This is a genomic window from Serratia sp. JSRIV004 (assembly GCF_019968705.1).
In the GTDB taxonomy this organism is placed as follows: Bacteria; Pseudomonadota; Gammaproteobacteria; order Enterobacterales; family Enterobacteriaceae; genus Chania; species Chania fonticola_B.
The window spans coordinates 1,604,892-1,623,416 of the sequence record NZ_CP074140.1 but is presented as its reverse complement, the minus strand read 5'-3'; the positions used below and the strand labels follow the sequence as shown (position 1 = coordinate 1,623,416).

33 protein-coding genes and 2 tRNA genes are annotated in these 18,525 nt (G+C 50.6%); 18 read left to right on the top strand and 17 right to left on the bottom strand.

Features of this window, described 5'->3' with window-relative positions:
- Window positions 1-30: 30 nt before the first annotated feature.
- Genes KGP21_RS07605 through KGP21_RS07575 form a run of 7 tightly spaced genes read right to left on the bottom strand, consistent with a single transcriptional unit; the run spans window position 31 to window position 2,470 of the window.
- Window positions 31-234 carry a hypothetical protein gene (locus KGP21_RS07605; protein WP_223537680.1) on the bottom strand — a complete coding sequence of 68 codons (204 nt, stop codon included), beginning with the start codon at window positions 232-234 and terminating at the stop codon, window positions 31-33.
- Window positions 231-569: an HNH endonuclease signature motif containing protein gene (locus KGP21_RS07600; protein ID WP_025122616.1), complete on the bottom strand. Its 339-nt coding sequence runs from the start codon at window positions 567-569 to the stop codon at window positions 231-233. Before KGP21_RS07600 ends, KGP21_RS07605 begins: the two co-directional genes overlap by 4 nt.
- Before the next feature lie 9 nt (window positions 570-578).
- A complete protein-coding gene (locus KGP21_RS07595) occupies window positions 579-1,190 on the bottom strand; it encodes a hypothetical protein (RefSeq protein ID WP_223537678.1) in 612 nt (203 codons plus the stop codon).
- A gap of 40 nt (window positions 1,191-1,230) precedes the next feature.
- Window positions 1,231-1,464 carry a hypothetical protein gene (locus KGP21_RS29725; protein WP_371824859.1) on the bottom strand — a complete coding sequence of 78 codons (234 nt, stop codon included), beginning with the start codon at window positions 1,462-1,464 and terminating at the stop codon, window positions 1,231-1,233.
- Complete coding sequence (locus KGP21_RS07585) at window positions 1,433-1,762, bottom strand: DUF2570 family protein (protein ID WP_223537674.1); 330 nt, start codon at window positions 1,760-1,762, stop codon at window positions 1,433-1,435. The genes KGP21_RS29725 and KGP21_RS07585 overlap by 32 nt, the downstream gene beginning before the upstream one ends.
- The gene (locus KGP21_RS07580) at window positions 1,762-2,127 is read right to left on the bottom strand and encodes a D-Ala-D-Ala carboxypeptidase family metallohydrolase (RefSeq protein WP_223537672.1); all 366 of its coding nucleotides are present in this window, start codon (window positions 2,125-2,127) and stop codon (window positions 1,762-1,764) included. The genes KGP21_RS07585 and KGP21_RS07580 overlap by 1 nt, the downstream gene beginning before the upstream one ends.
- Window positions 2,117-2,470: a phage holin family protein gene (locus tag KGP21_RS07575; protein ID WP_223537670.1), complete on the bottom strand. Its 354-nt coding sequence runs from the start codon at window positions 2,468-2,470 to the stop codon at window positions 2,117-2,119. Before KGP21_RS07575 ends, KGP21_RS07580 begins: the two co-directional genes overlap by 11 nt.
- Window positions 2,471-2,595: 125 nt before the next feature.
- On the opposite strand from KGP21_RS07575, the gene KGP21_RS07570 reads away from it, so the two are divergent.
- The gene (locus KGP21_RS07570) at window positions 2,596-3,036 is read left to right on the top strand and encodes a hypothetical protein (RefSeq protein ID WP_223537667.1); all 441 of its coding nucleotides are present in this window, start codon (window positions 2,596-2,598) and stop codon (window positions 3,034-3,036) included.
- 948 nt (window positions 3,037-3,984) lie between these two features.
- On the opposite strand, the gene KGP21_RS07565 is transcribed toward KGP21_RS07570, so the two are convergent.
- Together KGP21_RS07565 and KGP21_RS07560 are read right to left on the bottom strand one after the other, a co-directional pair.
- A tRNA-Gly gene (locus KGP21_RS07565) sits at window positions 3,985-4,059 on the bottom strand.
- Window positions 4,060-4,061: 2 nt separating this feature from the next.
- Window positions 4,062-4,138 (bottom strand) — tRNA-Ile (locus KGP21_RS07560).
- A gap of 120 nt (window positions 4,139-4,258) precedes the next feature.
- Here KGP21_RS07560 and KGP21_RS07555 point away from each other — a divergent pair.
- Window positions 4,259-5,299 (top strand): IS481 family transposase, encoded by a 1,041-nt coding sequence (locus KGP21_RS07555; RefSeq protein ID WP_223537665.1) that lies wholly within the window; start codon window positions 4,259-4,261, stop codon window positions 5,297-5,299.
- A gap of 102 nt (window positions 5,300-5,401) precedes the next feature.
- Here the strand turns inward: KGP21_RS07555 and KGP21_RS07550 are convergent, their stop codons facing one another.
- The 8 genes from KGP21_RS07550 to KGP21_RS07515 all read right to left on the bottom strand — a co-directional run bounded on the left by KGP21_RS07550 (window position 5,402) and on the right by KGP21_RS07515 (window position 10,884).
- Window positions 5,402-5,683, bottom strand: a complete 282-nt coding sequence (locus KGP21_RS07550) for a hypothetical protein (protein WP_223537662.1) — start codon at window positions 5,681-5,683, stop codon at window positions 5,402-5,404.
- A gap of 159 nt (window positions 5,684-5,842) precedes the next feature.
- On the bottom strand, window positions 5,843-6,625 hold the full coding sequence (locus KGP21_RS07545; protein WP_223537659.1) for an antitermination protein: 783 nt from the start codon (window positions 6,623-6,625) through the stop codon (window positions 5,843-5,845).
- Window positions 6,625-7,605 carry a primase-helicase zinc-binding domain-containing protein gene (locus KGP21_RS07540; RefSeq protein WP_223537657.1) on the bottom strand — a complete coding sequence of 327 codons (981 nt, stop codon included), beginning with the start codon at window positions 7,603-7,605 and terminating at the stop codon, window positions 6,625-6,627. Before KGP21_RS07540 ends, KGP21_RS07545 begins: the two co-directional genes overlap by 1 nt.
- Window positions 7,602-9,107 carry a DEAD/DEAH box helicase gene (locus KGP21_RS07535; protein ID WP_223537655.1) on the bottom strand — a complete coding sequence of 502 codons (1,506 nt, stop codon included), beginning with the start codon at window positions 9,105-9,107 and terminating at the stop codon, window positions 7,602-7,604. The genes KGP21_RS07540 and KGP21_RS07535 overlap by 4 nt, the downstream gene beginning before the upstream one ends.
- Window positions 9,100-9,921: a hypothetical protein gene (locus KGP21_RS07530; RefSeq protein WP_223537653.1), complete on the bottom strand. Its 822-nt coding sequence runs from the start codon at window positions 9,919-9,921 to the stop codon at window positions 9,100-9,102. Before KGP21_RS07530 ends, KGP21_RS07535 begins: the two co-directional genes overlap by 8 nt.
- Before the next feature lie 140 nt (window positions 9,922-10,061).
- Window positions 10,062-10,400 carry a hypothetical protein gene (locus KGP21_RS07525; protein ID WP_223537651.1) on the bottom strand — a complete coding sequence of 113 codons (339 nt, stop codon included), beginning with the start codon at window positions 10,398-10,400 and terminating at the stop codon, window positions 10,062-10,064.
- Complete coding sequence (locus KGP21_RS07520) at window positions 10,397-10,642, bottom strand: hypothetical protein (RefSeq protein WP_223537649.1); 246 nt, start codon at window positions 10,640-10,642, stop codon at window positions 10,397-10,399. Before KGP21_RS07520 ends, KGP21_RS07525 begins: the two co-directional genes overlap by 4 nt.
- 2 nt (window positions 10,643-10,644) lie before the next feature.
- Entirely contained in the window at window positions 10,645-10,884 is a 240-nt protein-coding gene (locus tag KGP21_RS07515) for a helix-turn-helix transcriptional regulator (protein WP_223537646.1), read from the bottom strand.
- Window positions 10,885-10,996: 112 nt separating this feature from the next.
- On the opposite strand from KGP21_RS07515, the gene KGP21_RS07510 reads away from it, so the two are divergent.
- The 16 genes from KGP21_RS07510 to KGP21_RS07435 all read left to right on the top strand — a co-directional run bounded on the left by KGP21_RS07510 (window position 10,997) and on the right by KGP21_RS07435 (window position 18,523).
- Window positions 10,997-11,662: a LexA family transcriptional regulator gene (locus tag KGP21_RS07510; RefSeq protein ID WP_223537645.1), complete on the top strand. Its 666-nt coding sequence runs from the start codon at window positions 10,997-10,999 to the stop codon at window positions 11,660-11,662.
- Window positions 11,663-11,850: 188 nt separating this feature from the next.
- The gene (locus tag KGP21_RS07505) at window positions 11,851-12,054 is read left to right on the top strand and encodes a hypothetical protein (RefSeq protein WP_161739643.1); all 204 of its coding nucleotides are present in this window, start codon (window positions 11,851-11,853) and stop codon (window positions 12,052-12,054) included.
- Window positions 12,055-12,373: 319 nt separating this feature from the next.
- The gene (locus KGP21_RS07500) at window positions 12,374-12,559 is read left to right on the top strand and encodes a host cell division inhibitor Icd-like protein (protein WP_223537643.1); all 186 of its coding nucleotides are present in this window, start codon (window positions 12,374-12,376) and stop codon (window positions 12,557-12,559) included.
- Complete coding sequence (locus KGP21_RS07495) at window positions 12,556-12,696, top strand: hypothetical protein (RefSeq protein WP_223537641.1); 141 nt, start codon at window positions 12,556-12,558, stop codon at window positions 12,694-12,696. Before KGP21_RS07500 ends, KGP21_RS07495 begins: the two co-directional genes overlap by 4 nt.
- A 73-nt stretch (window positions 12,697-12,769) precedes the next feature.
- A complete protein-coding gene (locus KGP21_RS07490) occupies window positions 12,770-13,192 on the top strand; it encodes a hypothetical protein (RefSeq protein ID WP_223537640.1) in 423 nt (140 codons plus the stop codon).
- A 78-nt stretch (window positions 13,193-13,270) separates the two neighbouring features.
- Window positions 13,271-13,639: a hypothetical protein gene (locus KGP21_RS07485; RefSeq protein WP_223537638.1), complete on the top strand. Its 369-nt coding sequence runs from the start codon at window positions 13,271-13,273 to the stop codon at window positions 13,637-13,639.
- Complete coding sequence (locus tag KGP21_RS07480) at window positions 13,639-14,109, top strand: hypothetical protein (protein ID WP_223537637.1); 471 nt, start codon at window positions 13,639-13,641, stop codon at window positions 14,107-14,109. The genes KGP21_RS07485 and KGP21_RS07480 overlap by 1 nt, the downstream gene beginning before the upstream one ends.
- Entirely contained in the window at window positions 14,106-14,393 is a 288-nt protein-coding gene (locus tag KGP21_RS07475) for an ANR family transcriptional regulator (RefSeq protein WP_223537635.1), read from the top strand. The genes KGP21_RS07480 and KGP21_RS07475 overlap by 4 nt, the downstream gene beginning before the upstream one ends.
- Complete coding sequence (locus KGP21_RS07470) at window positions 14,390-14,887, top strand: hypothetical protein (RefSeq protein WP_223537634.1); 498 nt, start codon at window positions 14,390-14,392, stop codon at window positions 14,885-14,887. The genes KGP21_RS07475 and KGP21_RS07470 overlap by 4 nt, the downstream gene beginning before the upstream one ends.
- A 12-nt stretch (window positions 14,888-14,899) precedes the next feature.
- A complete protein-coding gene (locus KGP21_RS07465) occupies window positions 14,900-15,691 on the top strand; it encodes an ORF6N domain-containing protein (protein WP_223537632.1) in 792 nt (263 codons plus the stop codon).
- The gene (locus KGP21_RS07460; protein WP_223537630.1) at window positions 15,691-16,053 is read left to right on the top strand and encodes a DUF5406 family protein; all 363 of its coding nucleotides are present in this window, start codon (window positions 15,691-15,693) and stop codon (window positions 16,051-16,053) included. Before KGP21_RS07465 ends, KGP21_RS07460 begins: the two co-directional genes overlap by 1 nt.
- Window positions 16,050-16,637, top strand: coding sequence for a hypothetical protein (locus tag KGP21_RS07455; RefSeq protein WP_223537628.1), 588 nt, complete (start codon window positions 16,050-16,052; stop codon window positions 16,635-16,637). The genes KGP21_RS07460 and KGP21_RS07455 overlap by 4 nt, the downstream gene beginning before the upstream one ends.
- Complete coding sequence (locus tag KGP21_RS07450; RefSeq protein ID WP_223537626.1) at window positions 16,627-16,848, top strand: hypothetical protein; 222 nt, start codon at window positions 16,627-16,629, stop codon at window positions 16,846-16,848. The genes KGP21_RS07455 and KGP21_RS07450 overlap by 11 nt, the downstream gene beginning before the upstream one ends.
- The gene (locus KGP21_RS07445; RefSeq protein ID WP_025122275.1) at window positions 16,845-17,198 is read left to right on the top strand and encodes a hypothetical protein; all 354 of its coding nucleotides are present in this window, start codon (window positions 16,845-16,847) and stop codon (window positions 17,196-17,198) included. Before KGP21_RS07450 ends, KGP21_RS07445 begins: the two co-directional genes overlap by 4 nt.
- Window positions 17,173-17,415, top strand: a complete 243-nt coding sequence (locus KGP21_RS07440; protein WP_025122276.1) for an excisionase — start codon at window positions 17,173-17,175, stop codon at window positions 17,413-17,415. Before KGP21_RS07445 ends, KGP21_RS07440 begins: the two co-directional genes overlap by 26 nt.
- The gene (locus KGP21_RS07435) at window positions 17,399-18,523 is read left to right on the top strand and encodes a phage integrase Arm DNA-binding domain-containing protein (RefSeq protein ID WP_223537624.1); all 1,125 of its coding nucleotides are present in this window, start codon (window positions 17,399-17,401) and stop codon (window positions 18,521-18,523) included. Before KGP21_RS07440 ends, KGP21_RS07435 begins: the two co-directional genes overlap by 17 nt.
- Window positions 18,524-18,525 lie beyond the last annotated feature (2 nt).

Sequence of the window (18,525 nt, the reverse complement as noted above, 5' to 3'; positions counted from 1 at the left end):
ATCATTTATATGATTGCAGGTTGAATGATTTCACTTTGTTATCATTTCACTATCACCCATCTGAAGCTCGGCACCAATCATGCCAAAGGCCACCGTCGCCTCACCTCCTGGGTAGTCAGCAATAATGGCACGAAGCTTTGTTGCCGCTTCCTTCACCTTCGCCTGACTCTCTTCAGGCAGTGAAGCAATCAGCCCTTTGAACATCAGTAATGTTTGTTGGTCAGCAGTCATCATTTATTCCAGTGTGAGTTAGGATCTAGCGGCAACCCGCTGGCGTCACAACCTACCACCGCGCCGCTCTTCTCCATGCGTTGCTTGGTTGCGCTGTGATGGGATGTGCATAGCGTCTGCCAGTTCTTTGAGTCCCAGAACAGCTTCTGTGCTTTCGCTATCGCTATGCGGTTACCAGACTTCAGCGCTTCTTTGAGGCGGTGCGGAGTGATGTGATCTACAACGTTACCGGCTACCGTTCGCCCCTGCTCGGCACACATGACGCAAAGGGGATGCAGTTGCAGGAACCCGCGCCGGGCCTTGTCCCATTTGCTGCCGTATATGCGTGGCTCTTTCATTGCATGACCTTAGCGCCTCAAGGCTTGGTGGATAACGCCGCCTGGCTGAAGCTCTTTATTGATGACCTCCACCACTGCATCACGGGCATGCTGGTTGTGCGCTTCCTGCCAGTTCTGGAATGCTATTTGCCCTTCAATCGCAGAGCGGGTTGTAGTGCAACTATTGATCACGGCTTCTTTGATAAATATCTGACCGTCTTTAATTTTGAGCGGCTGGCTCAGTGCGGCAATTCGTTTCAGTTGCGCCTCAAGCTTATCGAGATTGTCTTTATCAACGTTAACGCTGATGTTCATCTCTGCCTTGTGTACCTTGAATTGCTTTGCCTGTATCTTGGCAGCATCAGGGAAACCTCCGGATTCCGGTGCTCCATCAGTTAGCGCTAATTTAGGTTTACTCTGACCAGTTAATTCACTGGCAGACTGCGCGGTACCATCTTTACCAACATCTGTGGCCTTTTCTTCCCGCAGCTCAATCCCATAGATGCCCATGAAGATTTCAGTGATTTTTTTCACTTCTGATGAGCCTGCTGCCGACATTCCTGGGCTGCTCAATCTGGCCTTAATCACTTCCAGCGCAGCTGCTTGCCCTTCCGGTGGTAACAATTGAAAATTGGTTTTCATGCGTTATCCTCAAAAAAGAAAGCCCCGGACTATACCGAGGCTATTGGTTGTTTCTCGTGTTATCCCGCTGCCAATTAATCAGCCCATCAATCCGAGAGGCGCACACATCCAGTTCGTTCTGCGCCACCTGCAATGCAATGACAGCATCCCCAAACGTGGTACCGGTGAACGGCGTTTTCTCGCAGACCTGCGTATATACAGCTGGGGGGTACACGTAGATCAACCGCGGGGCCGGTGCTGGCTTAACCCTCTCTGCGCAGGATACGGAGAGCATCATCAGGCAAGCGCTGGTTATTGCAGCCGCTATGCTCCAGCGCTTTGCGTAACGTTCTGTTTTCAGCATCGGCCTTTGCCCTCTTCTGCTGTTCGATCAGCAACTGTTGCTCAGTAGCGCGCCGGTCAGCGTCAGCGGCATCTTTTAGCGCACTGATCGTTTCATCGCGACCCTCCACCATGGCTATCAGCGCTTTATTGTCTTTTTCCGCTGCTTCCAAATCGTCTGAGAGTAAGGATGCATACCAGCCCAGACAGATAGCCAACAGCAACACACCTATCGTTCCGAACTTATCCATCATTGCTTCCAACGCGCCGAGCCGGTGCGAACGTCAATATGGGTAAACGTGGTATAGCGCCCCACACCGTAGCGGCCCGGATACTTACCTTCAAAATAAGCGGCTACAACAGCAGGCTGAATGCCTTTTACCTGAATGTCGGCGGCGATACCCAGCAGGTGCTGGCTGGACTTTGCCCCGCCAACTTTTGCATTATGTGCCGGGCAACGACGACCACTGACGATGGTAATGGGCACAGCAAAGTGTGTGCGGGCGTCTTCCAGAACCTTGATCAGTTCCGCCGATACCTGGTTAGCGCCGCAGCCGCAACGACATGCAAATTCGTTACTGCTGAAATGCTCTGATAATTTAGAGTTACGGGTCATTTTTCCTGTCCTTTTCATCCAGCGGTGTATTGGTCTTCATGCTGGCAAATATGCGGAGGATAGAGATGCATCTCTCTACCCCCATGCCACCAATGACCACACCGACGATCAGTGCGTTGTCCTGACTCATACCAAACAGCTCGAGGGAATTGATAACACCTAGCGTTATTAACAAACAGATAAGGCCCGCATACAGCGCGTCAAGCCACGATTTACCATCACGCAGCGTTAATAGCGTCGCCATGCCGAATGCGGCAAAAGAGCCGTATACCGCAGGGGCGTTAAGTTTGATCCACATAAGAAACGCCTCGACAAAGCCGGGCGGCAGGTTGTTATTGTCCATTACCAGTGCTCCGGCGTAAGAAATAAAAAAAGCTCACTTGAGTGAGCCTTGCGAGCCTGATTATTTTTTATCTCAGGCAGTGGTGGTATCTTGGTGGTGCTTAAATCAACCAAAAGGGAAACTTAATGAGCTCGATTCATAATTTATGGCATGCCATCAAATCACGGGTTTGCCATAACCACGGCGTTAGCCTTTTAGATTTTAACAATGGTAACCTCGAGGGCAATCGAGCCAGAAACCGAACTGCGCAACTGTTCGTATTAGAGATGATCCTCTACAAACACCGCCTGCAGTACGCAACGATATTTCAACCTCTAGATGGCAAGGATGCCTTATATCACCTTATTTTCACAAAAACAAAATGGAAACTCGTTGATATCAAACAGCTTTCACTGGAAGAATGTTTGTTCGTGATCCAAGACGAGCTTAGGATGAGTAGAGTGCCAGAAGAAGCAAAGCATTTACTCAATGCAGCTAACCTTCCAGAAGCAGCCTTTATTTTTGAAGAACTTCCAGAAGAGGACTGGGCTCCCAAGGAAAACTCAACTTTTCTGGCTTCAATGTAGGTGCGTATCGCTCTAAATCGTTGTCCACTTCCGTGAGTCGCTTGATCAAGGTGGCTCTTTCTGAAACCAACCGATTGTAATGGCTCAGGTGCAATTTTTGCTGACTGAGCCAATCTTCAAGCTGTTCCGGCGTCATGCCAGGATTGTAGAAATACGGTTCGTTCTGCATGTGCATTTCCTCAAGAGGTAAGCCAGTTAAAGAAAAGGCCACGCATTAGCGCAGCCCTATGTATTGTTGCAGTTCATACATTAGCAATGCATACAGTATTGCTTTTACTCATGAAATCATTAATCATGCTTATCCTTGAAATGCTCGAGAAGCCACATGGCCCAAAGCAAGGCAGATTCCCTGGTGTTGGTCATATTGACTCCCACCCCCGTAACGGAGGGGGTGGTTTTTTTTCTTGAAATTGTAATAGAGCGAACTTGCGCTATCCTATCAAGTGACGGTGGCGTGCCGTCCAATAAAATTATCACGTCCTTTGAATGTCCTAGCCCTGATCCACTACCCTGGCAGGGCTTTTTTAATGCCAAAAGGCAACTCATCAGCGCAATCCGCACGAGGCTTAGGATATTTCCCATTTATTTTTAGCTAGTTAATTCCAGCCTATCGACTACGCTTGTAGTATCGGTAGCATGCCGATGTAGAATAATTACATGCTTTTTGAACGCCCTCGCCCTGCCTCTCCTACCCGTGCAGGGCTTTTTTTTATCTCAAAAAGCAAGAAGCCCCAGCGGTTAGGCCAGGGCTTGAATGGGTGCAGGTCTTTCCCTGCCGTCACTTCACATCGAGGGGCGCATTCACAAACCCAATAAAGGGATCGACTGTGCGTGTCAAAAAATAGAATGCGCCCTTCTGATACGCCAGAATAATCGGTTGAGCACTCACCACTGAGATGACCCGACATCATTCCCTATACAAGCCAGCAAGTGCTCATTCGATTGTTCTGGAGCGGTCAGCGGGAATCGAACCCGCATCATCAGCTTGGAAGGCTGAGGTAATAGCCATTATACGATGACCGCTTTGGTGGCCCTTGCTGGACTTGAACCAGCGACCAATCAGTTATGAGCCGACTGCCCTAACCAACTGAGCTAAAGGGCCGAAGCGCGAATACTAATGTGTATTAGTCGCGACTTGATCTGACACTGGACCTTGAAAGGTTGAGAGTTACCGGTTTTGATATGGGTGTCGAATCCTTATACAAAACACGAGGTAACTCTCATGCTTCATACTAACAATCCCATCATCAAACACAAAGCCGGCCTGCTCAATCTGGCCGAAGAACTCGGTAACGTATCAAAAGCCTGTAAAATCATGGGTGTGTCACGCGACACATTCTACCGCTACCAGGAGTTGGCTAAAGAAGGCGGCATTGACGCGTTGGTTAATCAAAACCGTCGGGTGCCCAACCTGAAGAATCGCGCCGATGAAGCTACTGAACGGGCGGTTGTTGAGTACGCCGTTGAGTTCCCGGCTCACGGTCAGCACCGGACCAGTAATGAGCTGCGTAAAAAAGGCGTGTTTATCTCCGGCAGCGGCGTGCGCTCCATCTGGCAACGACATGACCTGGAGAACTTCCGTAAGCGGCTGAAGGCGCTTGAGGAAAAGGTCGCCAGAGAAGGCATTGTGCTTACCGAAGCTCAAATCGTTGCGCTGGAGAAGAAGGCGCACGATGACGAAGCCTGCGGTGAAATCGAAACGGCTCACCCGGGTTATCTGGGGTCGCAGGACACCGTCTACGTTGGCAATCTGAAAGGTGTGGGCCGCATCTACCAGCAGACGTTCGTGGATACGTACTCGAAAATGGCTCACTGCAAGCTGTATACGAGTAAAACGCCGATCACTGCAGCCGACCTGCTTAATGATCGGGTACTGCCGTTCTATGAGGCTCAGGGGCTGCCGATGCTGAGAATACTGACCGACAGAGGCACCGAGTACTGCGGTAAAGTAGAGCAACATGATTATCAGCTGTATCTGGCCATCAACGATATAGACCATACGAAAACGAAGGCGATGTCCCCGCAGACGAACGGTATCTGCGAGCGCTTCCATAAAACTATTTTGCAGGAATTTTATCAGGTTACGTTCCGCAAGAAGCTATATGCAGACCTGGAGAGCTTGCAAATGGAGCTGGACAACTGGTTGTGGCATTACAATAATGAGCGAACTCATCAGGGGAAAATGTGCTGCGGGCGTACGCCAATGGCCACGTTACTTGATGGAAAACGGGTCTGGGCAGAAAAGAATCTGAACCAGATTTAATCTGACAGACACCTGTATAAATAACCGGTAACTGTCAGATCAGGTCTGAGCTAGTACAACTAATGCAGTGAGGATAACCGCACAATACCCATTGATATCTCTTTACAATTCACGATATTTCTCTGCTTCGAATTTCTCGCTCAACCCCAAGCTGTTTGGCAGTAATGCCCAGGCAACATAGAAATCATGCGGGATCATTTCTTCCATCAACCAGGTGTGAATACCAATGTGGTAAACCTCGCCGTCTTCTTCAAATGCCCGAATGTGTCCTTCATGCCACCCATCGCAGGGATTGAGCACCAGCACACTTTTGCCATCAAGGTCTGCTGTCGGCAGTTCGCTTGCGGGCCTGAAAATCAGCTGCTCGGTTACCTGCTGTGACATTGGCGATCCCCATAAACGCAAAAACCCGCACGGATGCGGGTTCTGATAAATATTACTAGTGCTCAGGCGAGATATGCCACTATTTAAATAATCTACGCCATGTTTATTCAAAATGCAAGCCCGAGTAGTGAAAATATCGGCATCTGTGCCGAACGTGCTCTACTTGGTGACTTTTTGGAACTCTACAGCGGCCACCTCTTCTTCAATGCTACATTTCGCCACCAGCGCCTCATAGAACGGCTTCCAATTGCGTGACCAGGATGATTGTGTCAATTCAGGCAGCAAGGACGTAATGGCCCCGTAGGCAACGGAGGACGGCATCCGGCTAAACCCGTTACCGTTGCACCGCTCGCAATCTTTGATAACTGGCGCGCCGGTTGTCTTGGTTGCATCACGATCTAGCGCCTTACCGGTTCCCTTGCAATTGCGGCAACGTTTATGGATCACTCCCTTCCCTTTGCACGGCTGGCAATACTCATGCACCAGTTGCCGCTTGATGGTCGGCGGGATTTTCTCTTCACCATCAGCGCCAATGTAACCAGGGTAAACTTTTACATCCTTCCATGCTTCCACCAGCCCTTTACCTTTGCAGTTGTGACAGGTCACAGTAGCGCTGGCTGAATGTGAATATTCCTCATAAGCCATCGTGGCGAGTATCACCATGCAGCGCGCCATCTTCCGGCCTGCCACCTTGCCTACGTGCTTAGGTGCCTTCCGTTTGGCGTATTGCGTTAGCGCCTGTATGGCTTGCTCCCGATCCCCGTCGCTGATCCCGGTTTTGCCCAAGAACGCAGCCATGCCGAAACGGGCCTTTGATTGAACCACGCCGAGGGCCGCCATAACATCGGTACCCGTCACCCGGTCGGCGCTGGTGCCGTTCGGGGTGTCGGTAATGGTCAGCCCCTGGGCGCTGAAATGTTTTAACGATGATTCAAGTTTCATTAGGCGATCCTCTTCTTCAGCGGCCATTCGTAAACTTTCGCGCCAGTCATCAACATGTCATTAAAATCACAGTTTCCGCCGTCATCCCTCCCCGGCCAGCGAATACTGACCTGCTGAACATCATTTTTAGAAAGGATGTTTCGGTGACCGCATTCAAACGCGGCAGCCTGTCCTGCGCCGTTATCATCGCAGTCAGCAAAAATAACTAGGTGTTTTACACCAGCGGGAGCACGGAAACGTTTCATTAGCGATGCGTTGAGGACGGCCCATGTGTTGCAGTTGTAGATTTGTTGGCAAGAAAGTGCGGTTTCTATGCCCTCGGCAATGCCCAAGGTAGAAGCGACGGGGAACATCCGGATCGCCACTGAACCGGCATGTTCCAGATAGCTATCCTCCTGCAGCGATAGCATTCGTTTCTGTGTTGGTATATCGGCCTTGTGCGCGCCATCTAAAAACGTGCGATGCAGGTAGCAAGGTTTGGCTTTGTCATCAGTGGCCAGCGCCCACATTGCCTGTTTATCGCCGTAGGGTGTTTTCTCTTTGGGGTTGAATTTCACCCAATCAGCGGGCAGCCGGTTAATTCCTCGGCCATTGAGATATAGCTCGGCACCGGTTCCCCGCAGGCCCACCAGCGAGCCAAACTTAGCAATAACGCCTTTCCGGATTTTCACGCTTTCACGCGGTTTCGGTGCTGCGTCGCCCTGCTCAGGCTGATATGTGTTGCCGATAAGCGCGTCAATTTCACGCGCCAGCTCTGCAAACGGTTTCTTTTGTGTAAGTTCGAGTAACTTCCAGCCATCACCGCGCCCGCATGTGCAGATCCACGATCCCGACCCATCCAGATCGTCGCAGCGGTATTTTTCCTTGCCACCGCATACCGGGCACTCACCCTTGTAATGGCGTTTTCCCGTCACCGCTGGCAGGCCGAAATAATCGAATATTTCAGGCCAGCGACCGATCACGGCATCTGTCGTTTTCATTGGCTTGCCCCGCTACCTTTGCTATACGCGATAAATTTTGACTTAATGAAATTCCACACCTCGGGGCTGGTTTCCATCGGGTAATCTGATAGCCCTTTAGGCCAGGTGCCAAACTTCTCTTTGTAGGTGTGCGCCGCCCAGCCGTCAGATAGCGGTTTTCCCTTCAGGATGCGCTGGTGCTGGTAGTATTTGATCTGACTCCACCACGCCTGCTTCTCATTTTTGCTATAGGTTTTTGCCTTGCGGTTAAGGCGCTTCAATCCGCGTGTTGCATCGGTTTCTACGTCTTCCCCGGTCAATGGCTTAAAGCCGCATTTCGGACAGACGTAGATACCGGCTTGCTTCATGTAATGGCACTGCGGGCATTCCTTGGGGAGTTTCTCCGCTTTTTCCTGCTTGGCAGCTTTAGGGGCGGCCTTCATGCCGTCATTCTTCCCAATGAGGTCGTCATACTCGATATCATCGGGATACCCGAGGCGGTGGATGCTGCCCGAGTGATCGAAGATTAAGCAATGGTCTTTACCGGGGGCGGTACGGAGCCCACGCCCGAGGCATTGCAACCAGCGAATCTCTGATTTAGTCGGTCTTGCGTAGATGATGCAACGAACATCGCTATCGAACCCGGCAACCAGAACGCCAACGTTAACGATGATTTTTGTAGCACCCTGCTCAAAGCGGTGGATCGTCATTTGTCGTTCTTCTGCAGGTGTTTCAGCAATCATGACCTCAGCATTCACGCCAGCTCGTAGAAACGCCATCGTGATGTAGTTCGCGTGTGCCTTGTTGACGCAGAAACAGATGGTTGGACGATCTTCCCCGTTCTCCAGCCAGTTCTTAACGATATCGCCTACCAGCTCGGCACCGCACATAATTTCGGCCAGTTGGTCTTCGTTAAAATCGCTGCCGAACCCGGCAACGCTGCTGGTCTTCACCCCTTTCAGATCGGGCTTGGTCGGCGCGAAAAATTCATACCGGCTCAGGTCGCCAATGCTGATCAGTTCCTTCATCGTCGTGGGCTTAACGAGCTTTTCGAAGTATCGCCCCATCCACGGCGCAAACGGTGTGCCGGATAAGCCCACTACCTTAACGCCGGAATCGCGAATGATATCCAGCAGTGCGCGGCGCTTCATGTGAGCCTCATCGATAATCAATAGGTCGATGTTATCGGGAAACTCACGGCGGATCAGCGTGTCGGCGCTGGCTATCTGGATCAGGCGTTGCGGGTCATGTGGCTGGTAGTCTCGCCACACATAGCTGATCTGGTCTTCTGGTAGCCCGTATTGCACGAAGCGCGTAGCGGTCTGGCGAACCAAAGTTAAATATGGGGCGCAGAACATTGTCCGCTTTCCCTGCTGGATCAGCTTATCGACCAGGTAAGCCGATAGAAACGTCTTCCCGTAGCCGACTGGTGCCGACACAAGGAATGTGCGATAGTTATTCCAGTCTTGGCTCAAAAGCTTTAAGCCAGTGACCTGTTTAGCCTTCGGTTTCAGGTTAAGCATCAGTTCCCCCTGTAGCAGCCGTGTCGGTGTCGCTCGCCAAAGTTCTACCGCGCGGCCTGCTGCTCCCGGTTTTTAGTGACTCTTTCCACTCCTCAATAATTCGCTTGCTGTCTGGGTGATGCGCACTGCTTGGCATAACCAAATAATCACGCCCGTAATCTATTTTGCTGAAATATGGGTTAGTTATGCTTGGGGTCACGATCCCCACCGCGCGTTTTACATCCTCGGCGGTCGGTACGCGCTCAAGATATTTTTTAAGCACTACAGTTCCTGAATTTACCAATCCGTCGATAATCTTCCGCAGGTTCCTTACTGAACGGAAAACCTCTTTCACATAGTCGTTATCTGCTGACGGCATCTGCTCGCCAGCTACTTCCTCGCCATCAATGAACAGTGGAATGCTGTCCAGAAACGCCGAGCGGTTCAGGTGCTTGTTCACCTCCGCCGTCGTGATGATTGGATAGGCTTGTACAAGCCCGAACAGCTTTACTGCCATTGCGCCATCGTGAACGGTGCTCCGGCCTTTCCCCGCCCTGACAGCGCCGATCAGTGCATCCTGGTGATTAAGTTCCAGCAGCTCATAATCGCCAATCACAACATAGTGAGTACTCAGGTCTTCCATGTTCACTGGTTTTGCGTGGCTATTGTGAGCCTTGTGTGGTTTGCGCTCAGGTGTGTGTGCTTTCACCATGTCTTCGGCGGCACCACGATCCATCCCTGCTTTCACAAGCTCTGAGATAACTCGCGCAGGCTTCCATTCGGAAAATTTCCGATGCTTTGCGATGATGTCAGCAGAATGGTTGTTGATATTCATTATCTACTTGAGAACTCCTATCATTTGTCGAAAAAAATCGGGGGGTAGTAAGTAGTACTTTTCCGCCGGGTGTGTTTTGAGGCACTTACCAAGGGCACTTTCCCCTGATCGGTGTCGCCTGATGACTCTCGATCCTCCCGCTACTGCCGATCCTGCTGTACGACCGCTGAACTATCCGCCACTCCGTGCTGGGCCTGCGCCTTGGCGAGTGGGGGTTTTTCTGTCAGCCCCGCAGCCGATCTGGCATGCTTGGTGACAAACTTCCTGAGCCGGGTGTTGGCCTCATGCCTTGCCCTGTTCTCCTGCTTGAATGAAACGGGTTCCTCGTCCCACGCAGCCTGGTAGACATCTGCGTACAGAGCCACAACCTTGTGCCGGGCTGACGCCGTAAACCTCTGCAACTGCTCCTGTATCCACTTGGCATCATCCGGGCTGTAGACCTTTGGCATGATGGTTGTGAGATAGTCAGGCTGACTCACAGCAAGGATCCTTGGCGTTGCTTTTTGGCTGTCTTACGTTCAGATTTGCCGGTCTGCCCCTGCGCCCACGCTCTGGCGCGATAGAGGCAATCATCGAACGCGGCCCCCTTCTTGCTCGCCTGAGACATGCAGCGGTAGTGTTCAAGGCCATATTCAGCCCCCCCCCCTGCAACACTTTCAGGAAAGCCCTCCGCCACCAGTGCGGCGGTGATGTGCTTGCGAATGAAGTCGGTAGGCGTCATGGTTAGGCCTGCGCTGATTCATGGGCAGGATCGAGGATGGAAGGGTTAGGAAAAACATCTTCGATAGTTAATGTTTCCCCGTACTTACCTAGCGCGGTAACAATTAAGTGACACGTTGAAATGTCTGGGCTCCTGCGTCCTGCCTCGTAATGACCAACGGAGCTAGGAGAGTGACCTATGTCTGCTGCAAGCTTTTTTTGCGTTACCTTTAGTTTTTCCCGGATATCTCGAAGATTGCTCATGTTTCACCTCACGAATCAGATGAGGTAAATGTACATTATGTAGTTTACTTTTGCAATGAAAGTGTACATATTGTGCATTGAATAAAATCATACAGGATGTAGTATTTGACCTATGAAAAGACACTGGCACGAACTAGCTAAAACTAGGATTGCGGCACTGAAGATGACTCAGGCTGAACTCGCTGAAAAAATGAACGTGACTTCAGGAGCGATGGGTCACTGGCTCAATGGCAGGAGAAACCCATCCCTAGCTGAGGTTGGGGCTATGTTTCAAATCTTAGGTATTTCGAACGCCACCATAAATCCAGATGGCACCTTCACTGTTGATGAGGACATGTCAGCGCCTCCAGTAAAGATACAATATGAGTACCCGCTGTTCACTTCGGTACAGGCTGGGGAGTTTAGTGCCGTTGATGGCTACACAGAAAGGGACTCCAACGGAAGCATTGCAACCGTAAAAAAAGCTAGTAACTTGGCGTTCTGGCTTACTGTTGAGGGCCATTCAATGACTGCCTCACCCGGCGTTAAACCAAGCTTTCCAGAGGGTATGCTGATTCTGGTTGACCCAGCAGAGGATGTCGAACCAGGTGATTTTTGTGTTGTCGGTATCTTCAACGACTCTGAGGTGACATTCAAGAAATTCACGCGGGAAGATGGAAAACCCTGGCTTGAGCCACTAAACCCCAATCCTCGCTATCAAAGCATTCCATTTGACGAAAACTGTCGGATCATTGGAAAGGTCGTTAAGGCCCAGTGGCCCGAAGAAACATTTGATTAAAACCATAGCCGCATAAATTGCGGCTTTTTTTTGCCTATATCCGCAACACCCCTCTCCTTGTAATTAAAATTAAAAACTATATTTATCATACACATTGTACACTCATAGAAATTAAATGTACATTTTGTGTTGACGCCAATATGTACGTATCGTAGCATTAACTCATCGGCACTAACGGAGTTAATGAAATGACTTTTGAATGCACCAAAAGTAAGTGTGATGAGGATGAAAGCACCATTCCTAATAATCCAATTACCTATGTTTTGGGTGAGAAAGTAGATGGTTTTACTGTTGTTGATATCGATATGAATACTGGAGTGGCTACGCTTCGTAACCTTCAAATGACTTTTGAAAATTCCGGTCTTCCTAAAAACTTCAAGTGGCGTGATTAATCGTTGATTTTAAGATAAACGGAGCCAGTAAGATGGTGAGTGAGTAATTCAAAAACATATCTTTGAAGCCAGAAGATGCAGTTATAAACATTGACGCGATGATAAATGCGGCTTTATTTCTAAATATGGTTAACGAGCAAAGTATTTTAGCTGATGTATTAACGGTTGCTTCTGATTACGTCGCAACCATAAGGAAAGAGCAAGAGAGAGTTATCCAGGAGGGGCGATAATTAATATTGCATTTAGTGAGGTGGCTCTGGCAACACCGCCAAGTAATCACCAGAGCCTAATCAACGTCAATACCTGCGAGGGTACTAACATGATCGATAAAAAGCATAACACAACGATTTATCTGTTTGCATCTGTTTTACGTAGCGATCCAAAGTCACGCCCTGTTATGCAGCGTGTGCAAGCCGCCAGCGAGAAAGAAGCTCGCCGCCAGTTGGTGCGTGATTATGTGCTTTCATTTGCTGGCTGCCTTCCACTGGAGGGAAACACCCTATGACCAGCATCCTCAGCCAGGCAACAAAGGCCGTTCTGAATGAGGTTATCATTCACGTCGCGCCGGAATTCAGCGGACGCTTAACGGTTTATATTGAGAATGGTGAACTGAAAGCATACCGCCCATATGCGCCAGAATAAATCACTGCCACTATGGGGACGTTTATTGAATTAGCTGAACGAGCTGGATGGAAAATAACATCCCCGGAGAATAATGATGAATCCGAAAAATAAACTTACACCACTTCATATCGTAGAGGTTATCACTGGCTGTGGCGGTCTTGCGTCAGCATTTGAACACAAACCTTTGCCTGTGTTTGTTGTAACTCGTCACGGTCGTAGTAAAAAATGCTTTAGCCGTGAAACAGCCATTAGACGTTTGGCTCACTTCATGACTCAGAAGGTGTTTGACCGCGCGGGGGCTAATACTCACGAGGGCGGCTATCAGAAAGAAGAAAATGGTATTATTCATTTTAGCCGTGGTGAATTGACACTTACCTACTGGCAGGCGCATTTTCGTTGTGAAAAGCGAATTCGAAAATTACTTGCCAAAAAGCGAGGAATAGCCAAATGGCAAGCTGAATGGGATAAGTGGAAAGGCCAGCATGATGAGTTAATGAAGCGCCGCCCATATTAATTAAATAATCACGAAATTAAATTACAACCTTCCGGCTGGGGATCATCGCGCCGGAAGGTAGGAAAAAGGTAATTAGCCATGAAAGAAACGATTAGCAAAATCGAATTATACCGGGGGCGAATTGCGCTCGCCTATTTGGATTTCTGCCAGCGCCATTATTGCGGGGAGTGGGCGGAGGTGGTTGTATCCGAAAATAAAGGGGTTCGCGTCTATTTATCTCAGCAGAGCATTGAGCAATGCATGGTCGCCTTAGTGGAACAGCCGGGCTATGAAGAGTTTGGCCAGAAAGAAGGTGATAGCCACATATCCACCCTCTACAGCGGAATGCTATCCAGCATGCACAAGTTAACGCCTCTGGGCGAAACCGTCATGGAAGAAATGATGGTAGCCGCTGTATCGGATGCTTTAGAGAACCCGGGGGAAACCACCCTGCAGGTGGTGCACTGATGGCAAATAACAAAGGGGTAATTGCGAACAACAAAAAACCTTTGAAATACCACAATCGCCGTGAACATCCCCTGCATCGGCTGCCATTTGTTCACTTACGGAAAAATAAGTCAGGGGCTTCATTCTGGGCAGTCCCGAGAACCGGGAGCTATCAAGGCAGCGTCGAGGCTGGGGAGGCTCTGGCTTGCATGTATCTAAAACACCTGCGAGAGCATGGTGCCTCTCCCTGCGGAAACCTGCAGCACGTCGTCCTTGAGATGTGCGGCATGGGAAGCCTTGGGGTTCATTTGACCCAGGAGCAAAACTCGTTAGCTGGGCAGATAGTTGGCTTCTTCTCAACATTGGATGGCTGGCTCGCGGCATCTGCTAAGGGTTTCGGTCGCAATCTGGATACCGCTAACCCTTCAGATCTGCTGGCTAAAGCAAATGCAGGGCTCAATCTTCGCAATCCAGCAATGGGGGCCAAATGAAACTCAGCCCCTACATGCTCAACGCCAACCAGGCGGTCAAGTTTGAGAAGGCCGATCAGTTGGAGCTTGCGGCCACGTTCTGGCGTCAGGCCAGCGCGGTAGCAGTGAAACCCATAAACCAAGATTGGGCAGAAGTCCGGGCGGATCGTTGTGATAAGCGCAGGACGCTGGCCGCTCGCCATGAGGCGGCTCGTCAGAAGGCAATCGCCGAAAAGGAAGCTAAACGGGTCGCCGAGGCGCTCGGTAGCCACATCAACAAGACCACCAGCGGGGAAATAGCATGAGCAAGTTTGACGGAATGACGGAAGAGCAACTAGCCGACTACCTGAAAGGAACCGGCGTTCCGGTGCCTCAATGGATGCTGAATATCAATCGCATGAAGTCAGGCGACGAGGTGACCAGGGCTGAACTGCTGGAGTTCGCTGAGTGCCTCACCACGCAATTACGCTCCTGTGCTGCGTTGCGGTACCTGATTGACTGTAAGACCCGTTTCGGTACCGGGCCTAACGGTCAGGAAATTTTCAAACATGAAAACGTCACCATGGAAATCAGCCGCGAGGTTATCGAGCTGTTGCTCAAGTTCCAGTTGGAGGCTCCGCTATTGGAGGAACACCCTGCGGATCGCTACATCACGGTGATGCAATTTTACCGGATGGACGAGTTCAGGAATGAACAGGAAGGCACTACGTGGATGCGTGACTTTATAGACGACGTATTCATTGAAGGTGCCAAGGCAATGATCGAAGGCGAAGCAGTGCCGGAAAAGAATCTTCATTAAGGGGGAAAGCAAATGGCTAAAAAAACTGAACTGGTGGCCGTCGAGGCCAAAGACCTGCAGATCATCGAGTATCGCGGGCAGCGTGTGGCAACCACCGAGCAACTGGCGGCGGGGTATGGTGCGACTGAGAAAATGATCAGCAATAACTTTTCACGGAACCAAAATCGCTTTATCGAAGGTAAGCACTATTTCGATGTTGAGGGTGAAGAGCTTCAGTCCCTGAAGAACTTACCCTCTTTAAGAGGGGTAGTTGATAAACGCACACCACGCCTGAAGCTCTGGACGGAGCGCGGTGCTGCCAACCACGCGAAAATGCTAGAAACCGATCGGGCATGGGAATACTACAACGACCTGACCGAGTTCTACTTTACCCAGCGTGACACCAAGGCACTACCTGCGCCAGTAGAACTATCCAAGCTGGAAATCATCCAGATAGCTCTCGAGTCCGAAAAGGGCCGCCTCGCAGCAGAAGAGCGCGCCGACCATGCGGAGCGCACCAAATCGCAGATCAGCCGCAAGCGTGAAGCCTCCGCCCTTGGGAAGCTCAGTGCGGCCACTCGCAAGTGCCGAGATCTGGAAGAACGCCTGGGTGAAAGCGTGAAACACGCGACCATCACCAAAGTGGAGAACCTGACTAATGGCGAATACAAGTTTACCCCACTCCGCAAATGGTGTCGTGAAAATGGCGTAGAGGCTGTCGATGTGCCAGATCCGCGCTACGGCAGCGTTAAGGCGTGGCCTGCTGCGGCTTGGATGGCGATCTATGGCATCGATTTGAAATCACTGTTTGGGGAGAAAAAATAATGACAGCAGCCAACCAAAACTCGGTCATGAACTTTGACCCTAACCTCACAATGTGTGGGCGCATGGTTGATAAGACCGTTCGTCTGACGTTTGGACGCTGGCACTACCGCACAACAATAGAAATCGTTATTGGCGGTAATACCAACGGGCTCAGTGTAATTGAGTCCGCTGTTGAGTCTGCTTATTACAGGCTCGATACCATTCCTTTTTTCAACGATGAGACAGGTGAAAATGAAGAAATGGCGGTAATCGATTTCGGTGATCTGGAATGTCATGACGATGGGTTTAGGGGCAGTGAATGGCTGAAAGACATGCTGATTAGCGCTGAAATTATCAAGATTGAGCCGGAGGCAAAGCAATGATGTTCCCTACCGATATTCTACGAGCCGCCCTTCACTGTGTGGCCGACGAAAACGAGCCACGCGAGTACCTGCGAGGGGTGTACATCACCCCTACTCATATCAAAGCCACTGACGGGCGCGCAGCGGTGATGATGGAGCATGGCGATAAAACCGATATCGACGCGGTTTTTATTGTTCACGGCGATATTCCTGCCGAGGCAGAGGGTACTTGCATCAAAAGCTTTGATGATGGATGGCTCGCCATTCACTACGTCTCTATTGACGAGAATCAGGCTACGCGAATTGGTTGCAACAGCCTCGAGCTGGTCGAGTGCCTCTATCCAGATTTCAGCAAGCTGTTACCGGCAGAGGCCGAGCCTTGCGACGAAATGCCGATGTTTGCCGCCCGGTTGCTGGCGCTCCCGTACCTGATGTTTGGTAGCGCATTCGGCCCGGTCAAGTTCAAGCCCTACAGCAAAACAGGCCCATGCCAACTGATTTTAGATCCGGTGGCAGATCACCTCTACGGCAACCCGTTCCTGGTGATTATGCCGCTGCGTGATAACGCCTTTGACCTGTGCGCCGAGGTGCTCAATGAAAATTGATTATCAGGATCACGGTGTGACAGCCACTTTAACTATCACCAGCTCCGTCTTTGAGTTCCGTAAGCATAACCGCGTGGTCGATACCGCTCTGTTCCTTACGAACGTGACAGCCAAGCACACCGGCTTTTTCATCATGAAGTCTGCACTATCCGGCAAAACGCCGGTTGTGATGCGGGCGTATAAAGTTTCATTGCAGGAGATGGCGCGATGACAGATACCAACGTATTCACCCTGGCTCAACTCGTAAAGTCAGGCAAAGGCGACCCCTCGGCGGTCACTGACGCAATCTGGGAGGCTGGGTATCGCCAGCCAGAACGCACCGCTGAGGAAGCGGCGCAGATCACCATTGACACGTTTTTCTACTGCAACTCGTTCGGTATGCCTACGGACTTCTGGCCGCGCAACTACGATAGCGTTCTCCAGAATGAGCTGATGAAAGCCGTGGTCGGGGAGGATTTCGAACTGGACGACGCCGACCCCGTAGCGATCGCCAAGAGTGTGATAAAGGCGGGTTTCAGAAAAAAGGAGGTGCCTGATGTCTCGCACAATGAAAATCACTGACTGGGCAAAAGAAGAGTTTGACGAGCCGGTGCCGAGTTATCCGACACTGATTAAGTTCGCCAAAAATGGCATGATATCGCCCCAGCCAGTTAAGGCTGGCCGGTACTGGCGGGTAGAACGTACAGCGAGGTTTGTTGGTATGACTGCCAAGCCGGTAGTGAAGAAAGACGATGATCCACGATTGAAGAGGATTCTTGAAGATGGCGCGACCACGTAAGTATAACGTCACCATTCCGGGCCTATCGTGCTATACCGACGCCAGAACCAAAAAGGTTTACTGGCGTTACAAGCACCCTGTGACAGGGAAGTTTCATGGGCTAGGCACCGATGAAGAGGCGGCGATAGCAATCGCTACAGAGGCCAGCTCCCGGCTGGCTGAGCAGAAGATGAGCCAACTGCTTATGGCTCGCGACAAGATCAGCCGCAGCTTAGGCGAAGGTATTTCAGTTAGCGGATGGCTTGATCGTTACTGGAAAATTCAGGAGGAACGTCTGCATCTTGGCGAAATCAAAGCCTCAACTGTGAACCAGAAAAAGAACCCAGTAAAAGTGATGCGATCAGAAATTGGCAACAAACAGCTTGCCGAGATTAGTGTGCGTGACATTGCCGATATTCTGGAGCCGTACAAGGAGCGTGGACAGGCCATTATGGCCCAGGTTGTTCGTCGGGTGATTATCGATGTGTACAAGGAAGCCCAGCATGCCGGGGAAGTCCCTCCCGGTTACAACCCCGCCCGAGCAACAAAAAACCCAAAAGCTAAGGTTCAGCGGCAACGTCTCGATCTGGATGAATGGCAATCCATTTTCGAAACCGCCGCATCATTCCAGCCTTATCTTCGTAGGGCTATGCTGCTGGCCATTGTCACTGGGCAACGTCTCTCAGATATTGCCAACATGAAATTTTCTGACGTTTGGGACGATCATTTGCATGTAGAGCAGGAGAAAACAGGGGCTCGCCTGGCCATACCATTAAGCTTGCGGTGCAATGCGATAAACATGAGTCTGCGCGAGGTTATAGCGGAGTGCCGGGATCGGATCGTAAGCCCGTACCTACTCCACCACCACCACACAGTGGCAACCGCGAAGCGAGGCGGCCAGATTGGCGATAAGAGCATTACAACCACATTTAGCAAAGCCAGGGATCAATCAGGGTTGAAATGGAGCAAGGGAACCCCGCCAACATTCCATGAACAGCGGTCACTCTCCGAGCGCCTATACCGTGATCAGGGTATCGATACCATGTCTTTGCTTGGGCATAAAAACCAGCAAATGACCGATAAATACAATGATGACAGGGGCAAAAATTGGACAGTGATCGCGGTGTGATA